Source organism: Paenibacillus aceris, from assembly GCF_017874035.1.
In the GTDB taxonomy this organism is placed as follows: Bacteria; Bacillota; Bacilli; order Paenibacillales; family NBRC-103111; genus Paenibacillus_E; species Paenibacillus_E aceris.
Genome location: NZ_JAGGKV010000022.1, coordinates 43,000 through 60,781, shown reverse-complemented (window position 1 = coordinate 60,781; position 17,782 = coordinate 43,000). Strand labels below are relative to the sequence as shown.

The following is a 17,782-nucleotide window of genomic DNA, read 5'->3' as shown; positions in this document are numbered from 1 at the left end:
TGCTTGTACAGTCTGGTTCAATTCATCATATGCAAGGCGGATCGTTGGACAGAACTTGAAAATGACGATTACGCTCGTCTACCCGCCACTTAAGGATGAAGTTTGATACTGCGCACACCTGACTACCCGACTTCCAGTAAACGATTTTCGCATAGGCCATCGGGTTAATCATCAAGCTTCAGAAAGACAAAAAAACCGCATGAAAAAAAACCCTTGTCGGCAAAGTTGCCGCAAAGGGGATTCTTTCCACATGATCTTCTTGTCTATTAATGCTTCATTTTTCTTCTGGCTTCCAATTCCTTTTTTAGTGCATGCTCAACAGATTCCGCGAGAATATCGAATTTTTCTGCAACCGAGTATCCCAGCACTACTCCGCAGTGAGTACACCTATGCAATTGCAGATCAGTCGTTTTGGAACAATTTCTACACTTGATCACAGTAAGCCAAACCTCCTAAGGAGAAAGCATTATTGTAGACTGCACAAACAAAAAATGAAAACTTTACTGGGCATCAGCCGCACAGCGGAATCCGATATTTCCTGTTGAGCTGTCCGGTGTGTTCTTGCTCCGTGCAGCTACCCGGTACCGGTTGCAGTACGATTTGTGGCACAAGTAGGAGCCTCCGCGCATAACGCGGGCTTGGCCGGATGAAGGTCCTGTAGGGTTCACCCGTTTGGCTTTGATATGGTGGTCCGGGCTGAACCAGTCCGAGCACCACTCCCATACGTTACCCGAAACGTTATACAAGCCATAGCCGTTAGGTTCGAATGCTCTAACCGGCGCTGTCCCCGCATATCCGTCGCTGGCGTTATTTTTGATCGGGAATTTCCCCTGCCAAATATTACACATATGCTTGCCGCCCGGCTTCAACTCGTCCCCCCAAGGGTAGCGCTTCTGCACTAGACCGCCCCGAGCTGCAAACTCCCATTCGGCTTCTGTAGGAAGACGCTTGCCAGACCATTTGCAGTAAGCGAGCGCATCCTGATAGGAGACATGAATAACCGGATGATCCCAGCGCTCTTCCACATTGGAATCAGGTCCTTCCGGATGCTGCCAATCAGCCCCCTCGACAACCCACCACCATGGTGTTTGCTGCACGGCGGATTTGACCTTCTGGGCCGTAGCTTCCGACACAAAGAGGTGAAAAACAAAGGACCAACCGAATGCTTCCGCTTCTGTCCGATACCCTGTTTGATCGACGAATTGCTTGAATTCCGCATTGGTTACCGTACACGGATCTATATAAAAAGGCTTGATCGTTACTTCTCGTACCGGTCCTTCTCCATCAGCAGGGAATCCTTCCTGGTCGTCCGTCCCCATCAGGAACGTGCCGCCGTTCAAATAGATCATGCTCGATTTGTCCAAAGCTTGGCTTACGATAGAGTCTTTCGTCGGTGACGGTGCCTCGATAGCAGCCGGAGTCGGAGTCGAAGTGTCCGTGTGAACTTGTGATGCTGTATCTCGACTTGCTGAACAACAGGACTTATTAGATTCCAAAAAAAGCTCCCCCTCTTCACTTAGCAATAAAATGACATACGATTCTATAAGACAAGAATATCACCTTCCAAGCGAACAAGAAAGAACCAGTCGACAACAATCGACTGGTCCTTCCTAGTTCAATGGCCTAACGCTCTGCTTTACTCGCTTAACGCTGCGGTAGACTTCCGTATAACCAGTTCTGGCTTGAGCACCTGTTCCAGCTTAGCCTCAGTAGGATTCGCGAGCTGCGCGATCAAAAGATCAACAGCAAGCTTCCCCATCGCCTCAATTGGCTGAGCGATCGTTGTCAAAGGCGGGTCTGTAACGGACGCCAAAATGGTGTCGTCGAAGCCGACAATCGACACATCCTCCGGCACGCGCAGACCTAAAGCTTTAGCTGCCTGGAGTGCGCCGATGGCCAGCAAGTCATTACAGCAAAAGAGCGCCGAAGGACGCTCCTCCTGCTGAAGCAATTCTAGCGCTTGGCGCTTGCCGTCCCGCAGCAGATCGAAACCGCCGGACTTCACCGAGGCTTCCGGGAGCTCAAGACCGGCGACCGTTAACGCCTCGCGGAAACCGCGAATCCGTTCCCGGGAGGAGCTCACCTTCAGATGCTCGGCAAGCACTGCAATCCGGGTATGACCGAGCTCCAGCAAATGCTGCGCTGCCAATTTGCCTCCATCGAAATCCCCGACATGTACGGTCTGCACATAGGGACTCGCCATCTCCCTAGCGATGGAAACAATCGGAATCGACTTATCCACTAAGGGGGTCAGCAGATCCAAATTGTCCATTCCGGTACCAATGATCATGCCGTCCACGCTTTTTTGCTGCAGCAGCGTCAGATACCGCTCTACCCGATCATCTTCATTATGCGTGGAGCAGATGACGATGCTGTATCCGAGCTTGTGTCCTTGATCTTCAACCGCATGCGCGATTTCGGCGAAAAAAGGATTAGAAATATCAGGGACAAGCAGCCCTAACGTGAATGTTTTTTTGCCGGTCAAGGCTGCTGCGATGACGCTTGGCCGATAATTCAACCGTTCCATAACGAGAAAAATTTCATTGCGCCGCTCTTCGCTAATTTTACCTTTTCCGTTGATCACCTGCGAAACGGCGGCTATCGATACTCCGGCTTCACGGGCTACATCATATATGGTTGCCTTCATTTGCTTCTCCCATCGTTGGTTCTTCCACATTAGTCTCTATTATGCTCAGAAGGCCCCCAACTTGCAACCCGTGGGTGCAGCCATTATTCGCGAGGCTTCGTCATCAGCCAGGCATGATCGGGATCATTATGGAACTTCCATGTCCGCGTAGGGCCCGCCATGACATTCAAATAGTAAACTTCATACCCTGGAGGCGCACAAACGGGATGGTAGCCTTTCGGTACCAATACAGTTTGGCCATCACGCACAACAAGCGTCTCATCCAGTGAGCGATCGTCCGTGTACACCCGTTGAATGGCAAAGCCCTGCTGAGGCTGAACGTGGAAGTAATACGTCTCCTCCAGCAACGATTCTTCGGGAAGCGCATCCCGATCATGCTTGTGCGGCGGGTAGCTGGACCAATGTCCATCCGGTGTGAAGACTTCCACAACAAGCAGGCTGTCAGCAGACTCTTGTTCGGGGAGTATATTATGAATTCTCCGCTCGATGTTGCCATACCCGCGAGCCTCGACGCCAACCTGAGATGGCTCGATCAGTCTGGCCGGATAACGGCCAAAGCCTGGTGCGGCGCAAACCGCCAACTCGACGTCCGTAAGCGCTCGAACCTCATATACATCGTCGTTCGGCACATATACGGAATAGGGCGGAATTTTCTCAAACACGCTCATCCGCTCGCCGATGCCTTGCCAGGTTTGGAGCTTGGTGGAAACATCCGCTTTCCCGCTTAATAGAACGAGACAGAATTCATTACTGCCTGTTTCACGGCGCAAAACTTGGCCTTCTGCAAGCTTGACAACCTGGAACCCTACATACTCCCATCCGGCAGATTCGGGCGTTACGGTTAGGACAACGCCCTCCTTATCAGCCTCATGAGCTTTTACGATCAGATTTGAATCCGACATGCTGTCCCCTGCCTTCCTCTTGCATTATTGAGCTACGGGCTGCTGAGAACGCAGCTCGCTGATTTCACTGATCTTCACCGGACGCTTAAGTATGCTGGAGAATTTAGCAGCCAGCGCAATGCGTTCAGCTTGCAGCCCATCAAATCCTTCGACAGGGAGCGCATGACCATTCACCAAGCTATGAATGAACATTTGAGTTTCCTCTATATAAGCTGCATTGTAACGCTCCAGGAAGAAATGCAGCGGTTTATCTCGCATGATGCCTTCCGCTGTAGAAATTTCCGCTGTATTCGGATGATCGTTGGTTACGGCGACACTGCCTTTGGAGCCGAATACTTCCACCCGTTGATCGTACCCGTACACCGCTTGACGGCTGTTATCAATGACGCCGAGTGCCCCGTTTGCAAAACGAAGCGTTACAATCGCCGTATCGACATCGCCATGCTCCGCGAAGACCGGATTGATCAGCACATTCCCCTGTGCATAGACTTCCTCCACTTCGCTGCCGGTTACGAATCGGGCCATATCAAAGTCATGGATCATCATATCCATGAAAATACCGCCGGAGACTTTAATATAATCCGGATGCGGAGGATTCGGGTCGCGTGATGTGATTTTCACAATATGCGGTTGTCCGATGGTTCCGTTCTGAACATGGTCGCGCACCCGTTTAAAGTTATGATCGAACCGGCGATTGAACCCGATTTGCAGCTGAACGCCCGCTTGACGCACTACATCCAGCGCTTCTTCAGTCTGTATAATGTCCATGGAGACCGGCTTTTCACAAAAAATATGCTTACCCGCCTGCGCCGCTTGCTTAATAAGCGGGACATGCGTATCTGTTGACGAACAAATAAACACAGCATCAATATCGGGATTGGCAATTAACACCTGACTGTCCTGGACGACTTGATCGATGCCTCTCTCCGCTGCCCAAGCCTCCAGCTCCGCCCCGGCAAATAAATCACTAACCGCAACAACTTCAACCTGCGGCAATTTCAACAAATTATCGGTATGAATTTTTCCGATGCGTCCCGCACCGATGATGCCAACTCTGATCTTCTTCATTGTACGTTCCCTCCCGCTTTACCATCGCTGCCAAACAAACGTATTTTCGCTTTTACTGAAGCCTTGATCGCTTCCCGCGCCGGGATCAAATAATTGCGTGGGTCGTAAGCTTCCGGATGCTCTTGTAAAAAACTGCGAATTGCCGCTGTGCAAGCCGCCTGGTTATCTGTATTGACATTGATTTTAGACGTCCCCAAATCAATCGCTTGCCGAATTTCGCTCTCCGGCAGTCCGCTGCCGCCGTGCAGAACAAGCGGCAAACCGGTTAACCGCTGAATTTCACCCATCCGGTCAAAACCCAGCTTTGGCTGCCCCCGGTAAGGCCCGTGTACGGAACCTAGAGCAGGCGCTAAACAATCAATCCCTGTTTGATACACCAGTTTGACGCAGTCCTCCGTCACCGCATACATTCCTTCGGCTTCATCTACGATTAAGTCGTCCTCTCGTCCGGTAATTCTGCCGAGCTCTGCTTCAACGGTTGCCCCAAGGACATGAGCCATTTGAGTGACCCGTTGGGTCACTTCGATGTTGGCTTCCAACGAATGGTGCGAAGCGTCGATCATGACAGAGGTAAACCCGGCGTGAATCGCCCGTACGCACACTTCATAAGTTGAGCCATGATCCAAGTGAAGTGCGACCGGAACCGTAATGCCATAATGCTCGATAAGCGAATTGACCATCCCGACAATGCAAGGAAGACCACCCATATAAGGGATGTACGGCTCGCTGACACCGAGAATGACAGGTGCCTTTTCTTCTTGTGCCGCCTGCAGGATTGCTTGTGTAAACTCCAAGTTATTCAAATTAAACTGCCCAACGGCATACTGATCTTTGAGTGCGTTTTGCAGCATATCTTTCATCGAAACCAGCGCCATGCCTTCCACTCCTTCTCGATCTCCTACATGTCTTTAACTTCTATTACCAGCGGGCTGTTACCATTTTCTTACGTGTATAAAATTCAACGCCATCCGTGCCGTTCGCATGAAGATCGCCATAGAATGATTTCTTCCAGCCTGAGAATGGGAAGAACGCCATCGGAGCCGGTACGCCGAGGTTGACGCCAAGCATGCCCGCATCAATCGTATCCCGGAATTGTCTTACAGCGCTTCCGCTATCCGTAAAGATGCAAGCGCCATTTGCAAAATCCGAGCGATTAGCCAAATCAATGGCTTCCTCCAGAGAATCTACCCGCACAATAGAAAGCACAGGCGCAAAAATTTCATCTTTCCAAATTTTCATATCACATTGCACGTTGTCAAAAATCGTTGGTCCAACGAAATAACCTTCTCCGCCGGAAGCCGCATCTTTGCGTCCGTCGCGCAACAGCAGTGCGCCTTCTTGCTCACCGGTCTGAATGTATTGAAGCGTGCGCTCCTTATGCGGTCCTCGAATAACTGGACCAAGGAAAATGCCTTCCTCATTGCCGTTACCGATCGTAATTTTGTCCGCTGCTTCAACTAGCTTTTCAACCAGTTTATCTCCCACATCCCCAACGGCAACTACAACCGAGCACGCCATACAGCGTTCGCCTGCTGATCCGAATGAAGCATTAATAATTTCTTTAACCGTCAGATCCAGATTTGCATCCGGCAGAACGATAGAATGGTTTTTTGCGCCAGCCAGCGCCTGCACCCGTTTCCCGTGTGCGGAAGCCGTTTTGTAAACATATTCAGCGATAGGCTGCGAACCTACGAAAGAAACCGCCTTAATGTCCTTATGTTCCAAAATGCCGTTCACCACATCGTGGGCACCATGAACAATGTTCAGTACGCCTTCAGGCAGACCAGCTTCCATAAACAGCTCAGCCAAACGGTTGGCAAGCAGCGGCGTCCGCTCGGACGGCTTCAAAACAAACGTATTGCCGCAGGCAATCGCCAGCGGGAACATCCAGCAAGGCACCATCATCGGGAAGTTGAAAGGTGTAATACCGCCAACTACACCGACTGGGTAGCGATACATGCCGGACTCCAATCCCGTTGCGATATCCGGAAGCTGCTTGCCCATCATCAGATTCGGCGCACCTGCCGCGAATTCGACGCACTCAATGCCGCGAAGCACTTCACCGTATGCTTCCGTGTAGCTTTTACCGTTCTCTTTGGTCACGAGGCGCGCCAGTTCTTCCCAATGCTCTACTAGCAGCTGCTGGTATTTGAACAGTACACGGGCTCTGCGCGGAACAGGTGTAGCGCTCCAAGTTTTAAAAGCAGCGTTTGCCGCTTGAACGGCTTGATCCACATCCTCTTTTGTTGAAAATGGCACATAAGCGATTACTTCTTCGGTTGCCGGATTCATCACGGCTTCGTTTTGCGTTGCAGTTGATTCTACCCATGCTCCGCCAATTAAGTTTTTCAATACTTGTGTCATTGTTGGTTCCCCCTTCATTGTTGCCTGGTTTCTGATTTATCGTTTATGACGCTGTAATTTCATTGCGGTTGCAGCGCTCAATATAGTCTTCTACTTGGTTAACAGTAGGCATTGCGTCCGAGCAGCTATGGCTGGAAATGACGATACATGCGGCTGCGCTTCCGAATTCCATACTCTTCTCAAGCGTCCAGCCTTGCATAACGCCATACAGGAAGCCTGCGGCATAGGAATCCCCTGCACCAAATGTTTTGACGACTTTGGCCGGGAAGCTTTTCGCCCGGTGCCCTTCATCATCCTGTGTATATGCGATGGAGCCTTCTTTCCCATGCTTGATGATGACGATTTTAGCGGAATGATTAAACCATTTGGAAGCCGTCACTTTGTCATTGGAAGACTCGTTATTTTCGAAGCACTCCATCATATCGAATTCTTCTCGTGTTCCGAGGATGATATCGCATTTTTCAGCGGCAAGATTGTAATAAACGGCCGTCTCTTCGGGCGATGTCCATGTATAAGGGCGGTAATCCAGATCGAAGACGATGACTGCGCCATGCTTTTTGGCATAATTCAGTGCTTGGAACACGGCTTCGCGCGATGGGCTTTTGGCAAGCGCCGTCCCGGAAATGAGCAGTACCTTAGCCTGTGCGATGAGCTCTTCTTGAACCTCGTTTGGCGTCAGTTTGAGGTCAGCGGCGTTGTCACGGTACATCAGAATGCTGCAATCGGTAGGACTTTTAATTTCTGTAAAAGCAAGTCCCGTCACGGCTCCGGTTGTATCCGTTACAACACCTGTGGTTTCGATCTTGTTACGCTGTAAATAATCCGTAATAAAACGGCCCATCTGGTCGTTAGCGACCTTTCCGATAAAAGCTGATCTAAGGCCCAATCGCGACATACCAATCGTGATGTTCGCAGGCGATCCGCCAACATATTTGGTGAAAGTCATCGTTTCTTCCATCGGCCGATGAATTTCGTTCGCGTTCAAATCGATGCATAAACGTCCGATAGCTACAAAATCAAGCGCCTTATTCGTTGGAAAGGATACATAAGTCATGGCTTCTCTACCTGCTTTCTTGGGATATGAGCGTTTGGATAAAATCAAGCGATTTCTTCGCGTACTCGTAAGCCGGATGTTCAGCGGGGTCCTGCTCGCCTTCGAGCATTGCCCACCCGTTATAACCGCGATCCAGCAGCTCTTTAAAAATCGGAGCGAAATCCAAGCAGCCGTCGCCCGGAACCGTGAACACGCCTTGCCGGATGCAGGTAACGAAATCTGCGTTCGCTGCACGAGCTTGATCGAGTACTTCTTGGCGGATATCCTTCAAATGAATATATGCGATACGTTCGTAATGCTTACGCAAAACCGTAAGCGGATCCGCACCGCCGTAATAGGCGTGACCGGTGTCAAACAGCAGATATACAAGATTAGGGTCAGTCAGCTCCATTAAGCGGTCGATTTCTTCCGGCTGCTCCACAGCCGTCCCGCCGTGATGATGATATGTCAGTTTGAGACCGTATTCCTGTGCGATGGCTCCTGCGGAGTTCAGACCTTCAGCCAGCGAGCGCCACGCTGCGTCATCAAACCGCAGCACTTCTTTCTCGTTTGGCGTTCGGCGGGGATCAAAATGCAGCGAGCCTCCGACTTCGCACGTCGAAATGACGGTGCTTCCCATTTCGTGAAGGAACTCTACATGCTTGCGATACGCCTGGAGTTCCTCCTCCCGATAGGCCGGGTCAGAGAACAGTACCGATTTCCACTGTGATACCAACCCAATGCCGCGCTTCGCAAGCTCTGCCTTCAGAACGGTCGGATCCTTCGGGTATTTGCGTCCCATCTCTGTGCCGGTTAACCCTAAAGCCTGAATCTCATCAACAATTTGCTCAAATGTGGTGTCAGCACCGTGTTCTCTGACATCCTCGCCGACCCAGTTAATCGGATGAATGCCAAGTTTAAAAGGCAGCTTTCCCATTCTTGGTTTCCCCTCTCGCTAAATAATGGTGACCGCCTCAATGCGGGCCTTCATGTTTTCGTGCGCCTTCACAACCTTGCTTGAAACGGATACTTCCGGTACGCCCACATTCCACCAGGACTCATACCCATCCGTATTCGTGCCGGGAACAACTTTAATCTCGATGAGTGTTGTCACACTCTCCTGTTTGGCTTGCTGCAGCGCCAGCTTTAGCTCCTCAGCCGTACTTACTTTATATGCCTTAGCCCCGAGGCTGCGGGCATGGGCGGCAAAGTCTATGCTCATGTACTCCCCAGTTAAGCCGCCAGTAGCTTGTGAGCGGTAACGGAATTCATTACCGAAGCCGTCACTGCCTTGGCTTCTTTGAAGGTTATGGATGCATTGGAAACCATGGTTGTCAAACATCAGAACGGTAATTTTGCGTCCCTCTTGGAGGCTTGTTACCATCTCCGAATGCATCATCAGGTAACTGCCATCGCCTACGAGGGCATAGACATCACGTTCCGGTTCTGCCAGTGCAGCGCCGAATGCTCCTGCGATTTCATATCCCATGCAAGAGAAACCGTACTCCATGTGGTAGGTTTTGGGTTCTACCGACCGCCATAAACGATGCAAATCGCCCGGCAGACTGCCCGCTGCGCACACAATGACGGAGGAAGGGTCGATCCCTTCGTTGATTACCCCCAGCGCCCGTGTTTGCGCAAGCCCATCTTCATGCTGAGCTGCGTATAAGCGGTCCACTTCAGCATCCCATTCCTGCTTGAGTTCTGTGATTTCCCCGTTTTCGTAGCTGGTTCTATAGGCTGCTTGCGTAAGCGCTTCCTGCAAGGCGATAAGTCCTTCCCTTGCATCTGCGGTAATTCCAATGCCATTTAGCTTCGAAGAATCAAACCCACTGACATTTATGTTCACAAACTGAACGTCAGGGTGGGCAAAAGCCGACTTCGACGCCGTCGTAAAATCTGAGTATCGCGTACCTACGCCGATAATGACGTCCGCACCTTGCGCAAGCCGGTTGGCCGCCAGCGACCCGGTTACGCCGATGGCGCCGACCTGCAGCGGATGGTTCCAAGGCAAGGCGCTCTTGCCGGCTTGCGTCTCCGCCACAGGAATGCCGAAAGCTTCGGCAAACGCCGCAAGCTCTTGCGAGGCGGAAGCGTACAGCACGCCGCCGCCGGCGATGATGAGCGGCTTGCGCTTGCCCTTCAGCAGCTCCGCTGCTCGTTTGACCGCACCTTCTGCGGCCGGACGACGGTCAATATAATGAACTTTCTTCTCAAAGAAAGCTAACGGATAGTCATACGCCTCTGCCTGCACATCTTGCGGCAAGGCTAAGGTGACAGCTCCGGTTTCCGCCGGATCCGTCAGCACCCGAATGGCCTGTACGGCAGCTGTCATCAGCTGCTCCGGCCTGACGATCCGGTCCCAGTACTTGCTCACCGTTTTAAAAGCATCGGTAGCCGAAATCGTGTAATCCTGAACGGATTCCAATTGCTGCAGTACAGGATCTGGCTGTCTGGATGCAAAATTATCTCCCGGCAGCAGCAGCACCGGAATGCGATTGACAGTCGCCGTTGCTGCGGCTGTGACCATATTCAGTGCACCCGGGCCAATCGAGCTGGTGCAGGCATAAATTTGCTGCCTGTTCCGCTGTTTGGCGAAAGCGATTGCAGAATGCACCATTCCTTGCTCATTTTTGCCTTGCTTATAAGTGAGGCTTCCCGCGCTTCGTTCCAGCGCTTCACCAATTCCCGTCACGTTGCCATGTCCAAATATACCGAAAACACCTTCAACAAACTTTCGTTCAGTTCCGTCAACCGATATGTATTGGCTGTCTAAGAATCGAAGCAAGGCCTGTGCCATCGTTAAGCGGATTGTGCTCATGGGTATCTCGATCTCCTTTGCTATCCCTTGGGATTAAGCGCTTAATCTCTCCTGTTTTAAGCACTTAATCACCAAATGGGTTAAGCGCTTAATTTGATATTACTACAGGTTTTCAAATGCTACAACATTTTTTTTCCTGAACCATTTTTTCTTGAAAATGAAGTCTTTTCGGTGGGATGCGGAAAGTAGTTTTTTTACATATATATTCAACTTTGTTAGGCTTTCATTCGCTGATTTTGAAGATTGAAGGGATAAGCTTTCTATCGTACACGTGGTGAACGGATGACGGGGATAAAAAATGCCGGACGGATCAGGAACGTTACTCTTCTTTCAGTCTTAGCGATCAGCTGCGGCTGGATAGGCCGGCTTATCGATTTGAAAATGGGCACGGATGCCAATGGCAGTCAGAGGCAGCTCAACTGGATAGTCACGCTGCTTCTGACGCATGGCATTTCCCCTATTTATCTCTCTTTGTAGATAGCGAGTTCAATTCCAATTCGTAGCTAACAAACGCCAGCTTGCTGCTGTCGGGAGACCACGAGTTCACGTTAATGGTACCTTGACCGCCGAACAACTTCACCAAAGTCCGAGAGTCACCGCCACCGCTTGGCATCAGCCGTATTTCCACATGCTTATTCGGGGGATGGTCGCCGGGGTCGACATCACCTTTTTTATATGCGATATAGGCGACAAACTCACCATTGGGAGACAGATGAGGGAACCAGTTATTGCTTTCCTCAAAAGTCATCTGCGTCTGCTCGCTGCCGTCTGAGTTCATGCGCCATACCTGCATAAGACCCGAACGTACGGAATTGAACCAGATGTGCTTGCCATCAGGCGAATATTCAGGTCCGTCATTGAGACCTAGACTATCCGTTAATTGTGTTTCAACGCCTCCCGTAACGGGGATCGTGTAGATGTCATATTGACCGTTCCGTTCAGCGCAGTAGGCAAGTTCGCTGCCGTCAGGCGACCAGCCATGCAGGTAACTCGGCGCCAGTGGAGTAATGAGAATTGGATGGATGGGCTGTCTTCCCTCCAACGGAACGATATAGATACGGGATTGGCCGTCTTCCTGCGTATGGTGGCTTACTGCCATTTGTGTATTGTCAGGCGACAGTACATGGTCGTTGTTACAGTGATCGGCGAAGCCCGAGTCGATAAGCGTACTTTCTCGATTGGCGAGATCAAACGAATAAAGACGACCCAGGCTATTGTAGATGAGCCGCTTGCCATCACTCGTCCAATTCGGCGCTTCAATCAGGAAATCGAAAACGGCCAGCTGTGTTCGCTCGCCCGTTTGGATATCGACGGTCTCCAGAATACTTTTCACGTTGCGGCCTTTATTCGTCAGCGGTGCTTTTAATGTATTCATTACTTACCTCCGTGTCCAATAGGATGCCATTACATGAGTTGAATACTTCGATGTTTTGCGTGCGGAAACCTGCATGGATGGGATGTTTCGTGAAAGTCGGCGCTGGATGCAGCCGTGCTTTGGGGAGCGGGGCAGCACACCGTGGAGTAGCACACGGAGCGTTAAGTTTGTTTTGCGACGCTAACGTGGTGAGTCTGCTCGTTTTGCTTTCGTTAGCGCTGTGAAACAGCGTTCCTCCACCAGCTTATTGCCGCTCCCACCACCATCCCAACAAAAAAGACACCCTCAGTCCTACGACCGAGAATGTCTATGTCGCCCCCCTATTTCACAAGCCCATGCGGATCAATCACGAATTTCCGCGAAACTCCGCGATCAAACTCCTGGTAAGCGTTAGGCGCTTCCTCTAAGGAGATTTTCGTCGCGTTCACGGCTTTTGCGATTTGCGCTCTGCCACTGAGAATCGCCATCATCAGGTCGCGATGGTATTTCATGACCGGCGTTTGGCCGGTGACGAATGTATGGGACTTGGCCCAGCCCAGTCCAAAACGGATTTTCAGCGTGCCGATTTTGGAATCATCGTCCACTGCACCCGGATCGCCTGTAACATACAGCCCCGGAATCCCCAGTCTTCCACCAGCGCGGGTAACTTCCATGATGGAGTTAAGCACGGTCGCCGGAGCTTCGCCGTGGGCCTTCCCATGCCCATGAGCCTCGAAGCCTACGCAGTCAATAGCGCAATCCACTTCCGGAGTGCCCAAAATCTGCTCGATCTGCTCCGCCAAATTGGCATGCTCACGCAAATTGACGGTCTCGCAACCAAAGCTTTTCGCTTGAGCCAACCGTTCCGCGTTCAAGTCTCCCACAATAACGACCGCTGCGCCCAATAACTGAGCGGAATGCGCTGCGGCAAGACCGACGGGACCTGCACCGGCAACGTATACGGTCGACCCAGGACGAACACCGGCGCTAACTGCACCATGGTAGCCTGTCGGAAAAATATCGGATAGCATCGTTAAATCCAGGATTTTTTCCATAGCTTGTGCTTTGTCCGGAAACTTCAGTAGTTGAAAATCGGCATAAGGCACCATGACGTACTCGGACTGACCGCCTACCCAGCCGCCCATATCGACATACCCATAGGCAGACCCGGGCCGATCCGGGTTCACATTCAGACATACATTCGTATGGCGCTCTTTGCAGTTGCGGCAGCGTCCGCAGGCAATATTGAACGGTACGGAAACGAAATCTCCTTTTTGGATAAATTCCACGTCGCGACCAACCTCAATGACTTCTCCAGTGATTTCATGTCCCAAAATAAGGCCGGACGGCGCCGTCGTTCTTCCCCTGACCATGTGCTGGTCGCTGCCGCAAATATTCGTCGTAACGACTTTTAGAATGACGCCATGCTCGCATTTGCGTCCTACGTTTAACGGGTTAACGCCCGGACCATCACGTAAAATGAGATCCGGATAATCGGTATCCCGGATTTCTACGCTCCCTGGTTTGTTATATACGACCGCTCTATTTCCTGCCATTTTCGTATTCCTCCCAATTTGAAATGTCACTTACGTCGATCGAACATCCGCGAAACAATCATCATCGAGTCTAGGGGAAGCGTTTTCAATAAATTGAGTTTATGTATGCCAATAGTTACTTACATCTCTCTCCATTATATGAGACAAGCACGACGAAGTATTCAGCTTAAAGTAACAATGTTGTAACCAGAATCACACTAAGTATTCCTGCGAAACCCTTTAGAGATGAATGAACACTAAAAACCATCCGTCGCATAGTACTCATTTGTATCTGTACGATAAATGGCAATGGTGCGGTCTTTATAGTCGATCCGGATGACATCCTCCCGTTCAATTTCATTCGCTTCGCAGGCTTCAATCCATTCATTGAGCGCCATGTGTCATTCCTCCGGTCATCGTTGTGTTGGTCTTCGTGCTTCTCTCTTCACTCGCATCAGGTGCCTTGGCTGGGCCGAAATAGTAAGGACGCGCTGTACTAGGCAGCGGCTTAACAATCGTGTAGGCCGGATCTTTGCCCTGTTTGATAAGTGCAATCATCACTTCTTTCAGTGCAGCCCCCAGAGAAGTGCATGGCTTCGGACAATCTCCCTGCATCTCTTTATGCAGAGCAGGCAGAGCATGATAGGGAACCATAGGAAACATATGATGTTCAACATGATAATTCATATTCCAGTAAAGAAATCTAAACACCGGATTCAGGTACATCGTACGTGTATTCAAACGATGATCCAACACATCCTCATGCAATCCCAAATGCTGCGACAACCCAAACAACAACATCAACAATGTGCCGTAAAAGGTCGGCAGTCCAATAAACATTAGGGGCAGAAGACTCATTTGAATAATCGATAGCGCGATGACAGAGGCAAGAATCAACAAATAAATCCGTGCTTCAAGGTACACTTTGGGACGCTCAGACACTGGGATATACTCATTTTCCGTTGCATCTACTTTACCTGAGCAATGCAGGAAAAACCGTTTGATCTCCTTCGGTCCGCCGTACAAATGAAAAATTTCCATAATAAGAATTCGCCAGATCGGCGGTCTTTCCGTCAAAATTTCAGGATCACGGCCGACAATGTACGTATCGCTATGGTGGCGGGTATGACTCCATCGCCAAGGCGTTGCGGACCGCAGCACCATGAAAGAAGCAATCTGATACAGCACCTCATTCATCCAAGGGGTTTTAAAAGCCGTCCCGTGCCCGCATTCATGCCAACGTGAATCTCCCGGAGCCGCATACAGTGTGCCATAGATGAAAAATGCCGGAATAGCCCACCAAGTTCCCCAGGAGTAAAACGCGAGAATGCCGGTAGCGATGAGCAGCACAAACAAAATGACCGTGTCGCGTATCGCAGGCCCGTCTTTGCGCTTCATAAGCTCCTTCATTCTCTGGCGGGGAATCGGAGACGTATACCATTCTGTAGTCACGAGTCCCCTTTCCTGCGCCCGCTGATTCTCCTTACCCGTAAGGCTGTAATCCCTTTTATGGTTAGTTGAGGACACAGCTGAACCCTCCTTCTTCCCGCTGATTATGCTCTCATTGTACAGACCATTTCCCAAGAAGTATTTATCCCAAAGTAACAATATAGTAACCAATATCACACTATGTCAGATTCCCAGAAATTTGTATAATGGAAATAAGCAATTGGACGGATCATGCGGAGGCGCGTTATGACAAATAAGCTTTATTTTATGGAACCTAGCGAAACGCTCGAGCAGCTGAAACAGTACTATTTTCCTCCTTATATTACGCTCGCCCATATGTTTCATGCCCCTAACGGTTGGAGGCTGTTGCCTCGTTCGCTTAAGCAGTATCAACTGCAGTATGTTGTCGAAGGAATCGCAGACTATCACATTAATGGACACGATTATGTCACGAAGCGCGGCGATTTAATGTTTCACAGACCGAATGAGCCTCACTACATCACGACACGGCCGAACGAGCCCTATGTCTGTTTATCGGTTGTTTTCCATTTTGGCGATTCCGGTTTCCCTGTCCAACAAGTCGTACAGGTTTCGAATGAAAGCGCGTCGCATTATATGGGAAATTACCAAAATCACACTATCGAACAGAAGTTGACGGAGCTTGTTCATCATTACCGGATGCCGGAAGTGATTGACCATTTTCAGTGTCAAAGTTTGCTAACGCAAATTTTGCTCCAGATGTCCAAACGAAAAAAAGAGCTTGCCGTCAGCTCCTCGAAGAAAGAAGTTGCTAACAAAGCAAAGCTCATTCTTATACGCAACTATATCTCCAACCGCTTGCAGGATGGTTTTACCCACCAAGATCTTGAGAAGCTCACCGGATGGAGCCGCAACTACATGATTACACAGTTTCGCACCGCATTTGGCATGTCGCCTGTACAATATCTGGTTTGGATCCGACTCGAAAAAGCCAAGGAACTGGCGCTGCAATCCGGCCAATCCTTTGGCGAAATTGCCAATCAGGTCGGCTATACGAATATCCATGCCTTCGGTAAAATTTTCAAGCGCAAGACAGGGATGAGTCTGAGTCAATTTTGCGCCACGCTTTTTAAGGATACGCCGGACAAATAGCAGTGAAGGCGAAGCAGTTTATTGATGCGTGACCGAGTAATCATACACCCAGTTCTCGGCGTAGGCATCCGGGCTCTCTCCCGGTGCAGTCGAATCATTGGATTGCGTATAGTTCCCAATTTTGAAGAAGCATCCTGTTACGTTTTTGGTTTGGGTGTACGGCACCGTTTGACCATTGTACTCATAGGAAATGACTCCGTTCGCTACAATGATTTTTACCGTAAACAACGTTCCCAGCGTATAGTTGCTGTCAAGCAAATAGCCATGGGTATTGTTCCCGTCAGTGATGTAAATTTTGGCCGTTGTGGAAACACCGCCAGGATTATTGCCTTCAACGCGGAACACGGTAACGTCATCGTTGGCATCATGGATTTGGCCGACGACGGTGTGAGGTTTAACCGAAGTCAAGTGAGTCACCTTTTGCTTGATGTACATCGTATGGGTTTTCCCATCATTACTGCCCCATGACATCTGGCTGCTGGAGTCCCCATTCGTATAATTATCCTTCATCTCACGAAGCTCGCTTCTTGGATTGCTGGACCCGGACGTTGACACGGCGCCATGGTTGGCACGAAATTGAACGGCATAACCATCAGCATCATGCACAACTTTGAACCAAGGATCGATCGAATACGTATTTAGCGCAGGCTGTAACACTTCGAGGGGACTAGTGGAACCGGATTGTTTCGGAATCGGTAAGGTGATCTTCCAGTTTTTTAAATAAAGAACTTCGGAAGGAAGTGTTGGCGCTGTAGGCGGCGTTGGTGTAGGAGTTGGCGTGGATGTTGGTGTTGCGGTAGGCGTTGGTGTCGCTGTAGAGGTCGGTGTTGGCGTCGAGCTTGTGCCGCTGTCAAGCGTAAAATCATCAAAGCGTACATCGGAAGAGGTCGTGCCCCTAGCAAAAATCAATGCGCTGGTATTAGATGAGCCTGTCGTAAAGTTGACGGTAAATTGTGTCCAGGCTGCTGCATTGCCGCCTGCCGTAACTTCGCTGCCGCCGTAGTTATTAGCGCCAATGACGCCTTGCCCTTTTATCCACGCTTTCAGCGTATAGCTCGTATTTGCTGTCAGACCGGAGATCGTTTGCTGAAATTCGCCGCCGGAAGCGGAAGATTTGGCCGAATAACTGCCGCTATGCGAATCGCTGGATGAGATGGAAACGGAGCCAACTTTCGTCCATCCCGTTGCATTGCTTTCGAAGCTAGGATTAGTGATCGCGATGGACGCTGCGATTACCGATGTAACACCGCTAAATATTAAGGCAGTCGACAATAGCAAGGAAAGCATAACTAAGTAATGGATAGGCTTTAACACATCTTTTCGCATAATAATCCTCCTAGTCATTGATAAGTATTTTGTTTGTGTCTGTACGCATTACTGTTATTACGGATATTCAGGCATGCTTCAAGTGAACAAATCAAATCGTGTAATTAGGATAGCGGCCTCCTTTCATGTTTGAAATATAACGTTTAGTTCCG

Annotated in this window: 16 protein-coding genes; 2 read left to right on the top strand and 14 right to left on the bottom strand. The window is 50.1% G+C overall.

Annotated elements, in window-relative coordinates; all coding sequences use genetic code 11:
* Nucleotides 1-500: 500 nt before the first annotated feature.
* From J2Z65_RS28100 to J2Z65_RS28055, 10 genes are all read right to left on the bottom strand, one after another.
* Nucleotides 501-1,409, bottom strand: a complete 909-nt coding sequence (locus J2Z65_RS28100; RefSeq protein ID WP_338111830.1) for a formylglycine-generating enzyme family protein — start codon at nucleotides 1,407-1,409, stop codon at nucleotides 501-503.
* Nucleotides 1,410-1,636: 227 nt separating this feature from the next.
* Nucleotides 1,637-2,647, bottom strand: a complete 1,011-nt coding sequence (locus tag J2Z65_RS28095; RefSeq protein ID WP_167068539.1) for a LacI family DNA-binding transcriptional regulator — start codon at nucleotides 2,645-2,647, stop codon at nucleotides 1,637-1,639.
* Nucleotides 2,648-2,730: 83 nt separating this feature from the next.
* A complete protein-coding gene (gene iolB, locus J2Z65_RS28090; RefSeq protein WP_167068542.1) occupies nucleotides 2,731-3,549 on the bottom strand; it encodes a 5-deoxy-glucuronate isomerase in 819 nt (272 codons plus the stop codon).
* A gap of 24 nt (nucleotides 3,550-3,573) precedes the next feature.
* Nucleotides 3,574-4,617, bottom strand: coding sequence for an inositol 2-dehydrogenase (gene iolG, locus J2Z65_RS28085; protein ID WP_167068545.1), 1,044 nt, complete (start codon nucleotides 4,615-4,617; stop codon nucleotides 3,574-3,576).
* Nucleotides 4,614-5,492: a class II fructose-1,6-bisphosphate aldolase gene (gene fba, locus J2Z65_RS28080; RefSeq protein ID WP_167068547.1), complete on the bottom strand. Its 879-nt coding sequence runs from the start codon at nucleotides 5,490-5,492 to the stop codon at nucleotides 4,614-4,616. The genes iolG and fba overlap by 4 nt, the downstream gene beginning before the upstream one ends.
* A gap of 43 nt (nucleotides 5,493-5,535) precedes the next feature.
* Nucleotides 5,536-6,981 carry a CoA-acylating methylmalonate-semialdehyde dehydrogenase gene (locus J2Z65_RS28075; protein WP_167068550.1) on the bottom strand — a complete coding sequence of 482 codons (1,446 nt, stop codon included), beginning with the start codon at nucleotides 6,979-6,981 and terminating at the stop codon, nucleotides 5,536-5,538.
* A 43-nt stretch (nucleotides 6,982-7,024) separates the two neighbouring features.
* The gene (gene iolC / locus J2Z65_RS28070; RefSeq protein WP_167068553.1) at nucleotides 7,025-8,035 is read right to left on the bottom strand and encodes a 5-dehydro-2-deoxygluconokinase; all 1,011 of its coding nucleotides are present in this window, start codon (nucleotides 8,033-8,035) and stop codon (nucleotides 7,025-7,027) included.
* Nucleotides 8,036-8,042: 7 nt separating this feature from the next.
* A complete protein-coding gene (gene iolE, locus J2Z65_RS28065) occupies nucleotides 8,043-8,951 on the bottom strand; it encodes a myo-inosose-2 dehydratase (RefSeq protein WP_167068556.1) in 909 nt (302 codons plus the stop codon).
* An 18-nt stretch (nucleotides 8,952-8,969) separates the two neighbouring features.
* The gene (gene iolD / locus J2Z65_RS28060) at nucleotides 8,970-10,835 is read right to left on the bottom strand and encodes a 3D-(3,5/4)-trihydroxycyclohexane-1,2-dione acylhydrolase (decyclizing) (protein WP_167068559.1); all 1,866 of its coding nucleotides are present in this window, start codon (nucleotides 10,833-10,835) and stop codon (nucleotides 8,970-8,972) included.
* A 457-nt stretch (nucleotides 10,836-11,292) separates the two neighbouring features.
* Nucleotides 11,293-12,210 (bottom strand): TolB family protein, encoded by a 918-nt coding sequence (locus J2Z65_RS28055; RefSeq protein ID WP_167068562.1) that lies wholly within the window; start codon nucleotides 12,208-12,210, stop codon nucleotides 11,293-11,295.
* A gap of 89 nt (nucleotides 12,211-12,299) precedes the next feature.
* Between J2Z65_RS28055 and J2Z65_RS35805 the strand changes: the two genes are divergently transcribed.
* On the top strand, nucleotides 12,300-12,434 hold the full coding sequence (locus J2Z65_RS35805; protein ID WP_275691092.1) for a hypothetical protein: 135 nt from the start codon (nucleotides 12,300-12,302) through the stop codon (nucleotides 12,432-12,434).
* A gap of 96 nt (nucleotides 12,435-12,530) precedes the next feature.
* On the opposite strand, the gene fdhA is transcribed toward J2Z65_RS35805, so the two are convergent.
* From fdhA to J2Z65_RS28040, 3 genes are all read right to left on the bottom strand, one after another.
* Nucleotides 12,531-13,745: a formaldehyde dehydrogenase, glutathione-independent gene (fdhA, locus tag J2Z65_RS28050; RefSeq protein ID WP_167068565.1), complete on the bottom strand. Its 1,215-nt coding sequence runs from the start codon at nucleotides 13,743-13,745 to the stop codon at nucleotides 12,531-12,533.
* A 236-nt stretch (nucleotides 13,746-13,981) separates the two neighbouring features.
* On the bottom strand, nucleotides 13,982-14,122 hold the full coding sequence (locus J2Z65_RS28045) for a Rieske (2Fe-2S) protein (protein WP_167068568.1): 141 nt from the start codon (nucleotides 14,120-14,122) through the stop codon (nucleotides 13,982-13,984).
* On the bottom strand, nucleotides 14,109-15,251 hold the full coding sequence (locus J2Z65_RS28040; RefSeq protein WP_167068571.1) for a fatty acid desaturase: 1,143 nt from the start codon (nucleotides 15,249-15,251) through the stop codon (nucleotides 14,109-14,111). Before J2Z65_RS28040 ends, J2Z65_RS28045 begins: the two co-directional genes overlap by 14 nt.
* 168 nt (nucleotides 15,252-15,419) lie before the next feature.
* On the opposite strand from J2Z65_RS28040, the gene J2Z65_RS28035 reads away from it, so the two are divergent.
* A complete protein-coding gene (locus tag J2Z65_RS28035; protein ID WP_167068574.1) occupies nucleotides 15,420-16,304 on the top strand; it encodes a helix-turn-helix domain-containing protein in 885 nt (294 codons plus the stop codon).
* Nucleotides 16,305-16,322: 18 nt separating this feature from the next.
* On the opposite strand, the gene J2Z65_RS28030 is transcribed toward J2Z65_RS28035, so the two are convergent.
* Nucleotides 16,323-17,630 carry a polysaccharide lyase family 7 protein gene (locus J2Z65_RS28030; protein WP_167068577.1) on the bottom strand — a complete coding sequence of 436 codons (1,308 nt, stop codon included), beginning with the start codon at nucleotides 17,628-17,630 and terminating at the stop codon, nucleotides 16,323-16,325.
* Nucleotides 17,631-17,782: the final 152 nt, after the last annotated feature.

What these genes read in the sequence shown, in the direction of transcription:
- J2Z65_RS28095 (WP_167068539.1), bottom strand. Translation starts at nt 2,647, where the DNA reads ATGAAGGCAACCATATATGATGTAGCCCGTGAAGCCGGAGTATCGATA.
- iolB (WP_167068542.1), bottom strand. Translation starts at nt 3,549, where the DNA reads ATGTCGGATTCAAATCTGATCGTAAAAGCTCATGAGGCTGATAAGGAG.
- iolG (WP_167068545.1), bottom strand. Translation starts at nt 4,617, where the DNA reads ATGAAGAAGATCAGAGTTGGCATCATCGGTGCGGGACGCATCGGAAAA.
- fba (WP_167068547.1), bottom strand. Translation starts at nt 5,492, where the DNA reads ATGGCGCTGGTTTCGATGAAAGATATGCTGCAAAACGCACTCAAAGAT.
- J2Z65_RS28075 (WP_167068550.1), bottom strand. Translation starts at nt 6,981, where the DNA reads ATGACACAAGTATTGAAAAACTTAATTGGCGGAGCATGGGTAGAATCA.
- iolC (WP_167068553.1), bottom strand. Translation starts at nt 8,035, where the DNA reads ATGACTTATGTATCCTTTCCAACGAATAAGGCGCTTGATTTTGTAGCT.
- iolE (WP_167068556.1), bottom strand. Translation starts at nt 8,951, where the DNA reads ATGGGAAAGCTGCCTTTTAAACTTGGCATTCATCCGATTAACTGGGTC.
- iolD (WP_167068559.1), bottom strand. Translation starts at nt 10,835, where the DNA reads ATGAGCACAATCCGCTTAACGATGGCACAGGCCTTGCTTCGATTCTTA.
- J2Z65_RS28055 (WP_167068562.1), bottom strand. Translation starts at nt 12,210, where the DNA reads ATGAATACATTAAAAGCACCGCTGACGAATAAAGGCCGCAACGTGAAA.
- fdhA (WP_167068565.1), bottom strand. Translation starts at nt 13,745, where the DNA reads ATGGCAGGAAATAGAGCGGTCGTATATAACAAACCAGGGAGCGTAGAA.
- J2Z65_RS28045 (WP_167068568.1), bottom strand. Translation starts at nt 14,122, where the DNA reads ATGGCGCTCAATGAATGGATTGAAGCCTGCGAAGCGAATGAAATTGAA.
- J2Z65_RS28035 (WP_167068574.1), top strand. Translation starts at nt 15,420, where the DNA reads ATGACAAATAAGCTTTATTTTATGGAACCTAGCGAAACGCTCGAGCAG.
- J2Z65_RS28030 (WP_167068577.1), bottom strand. Translation starts at nt 17,630, where the DNA reads ATGCGAAAAGATGTGTTAAAGCCTATCCATTACTTAGTTATGCTTTCC.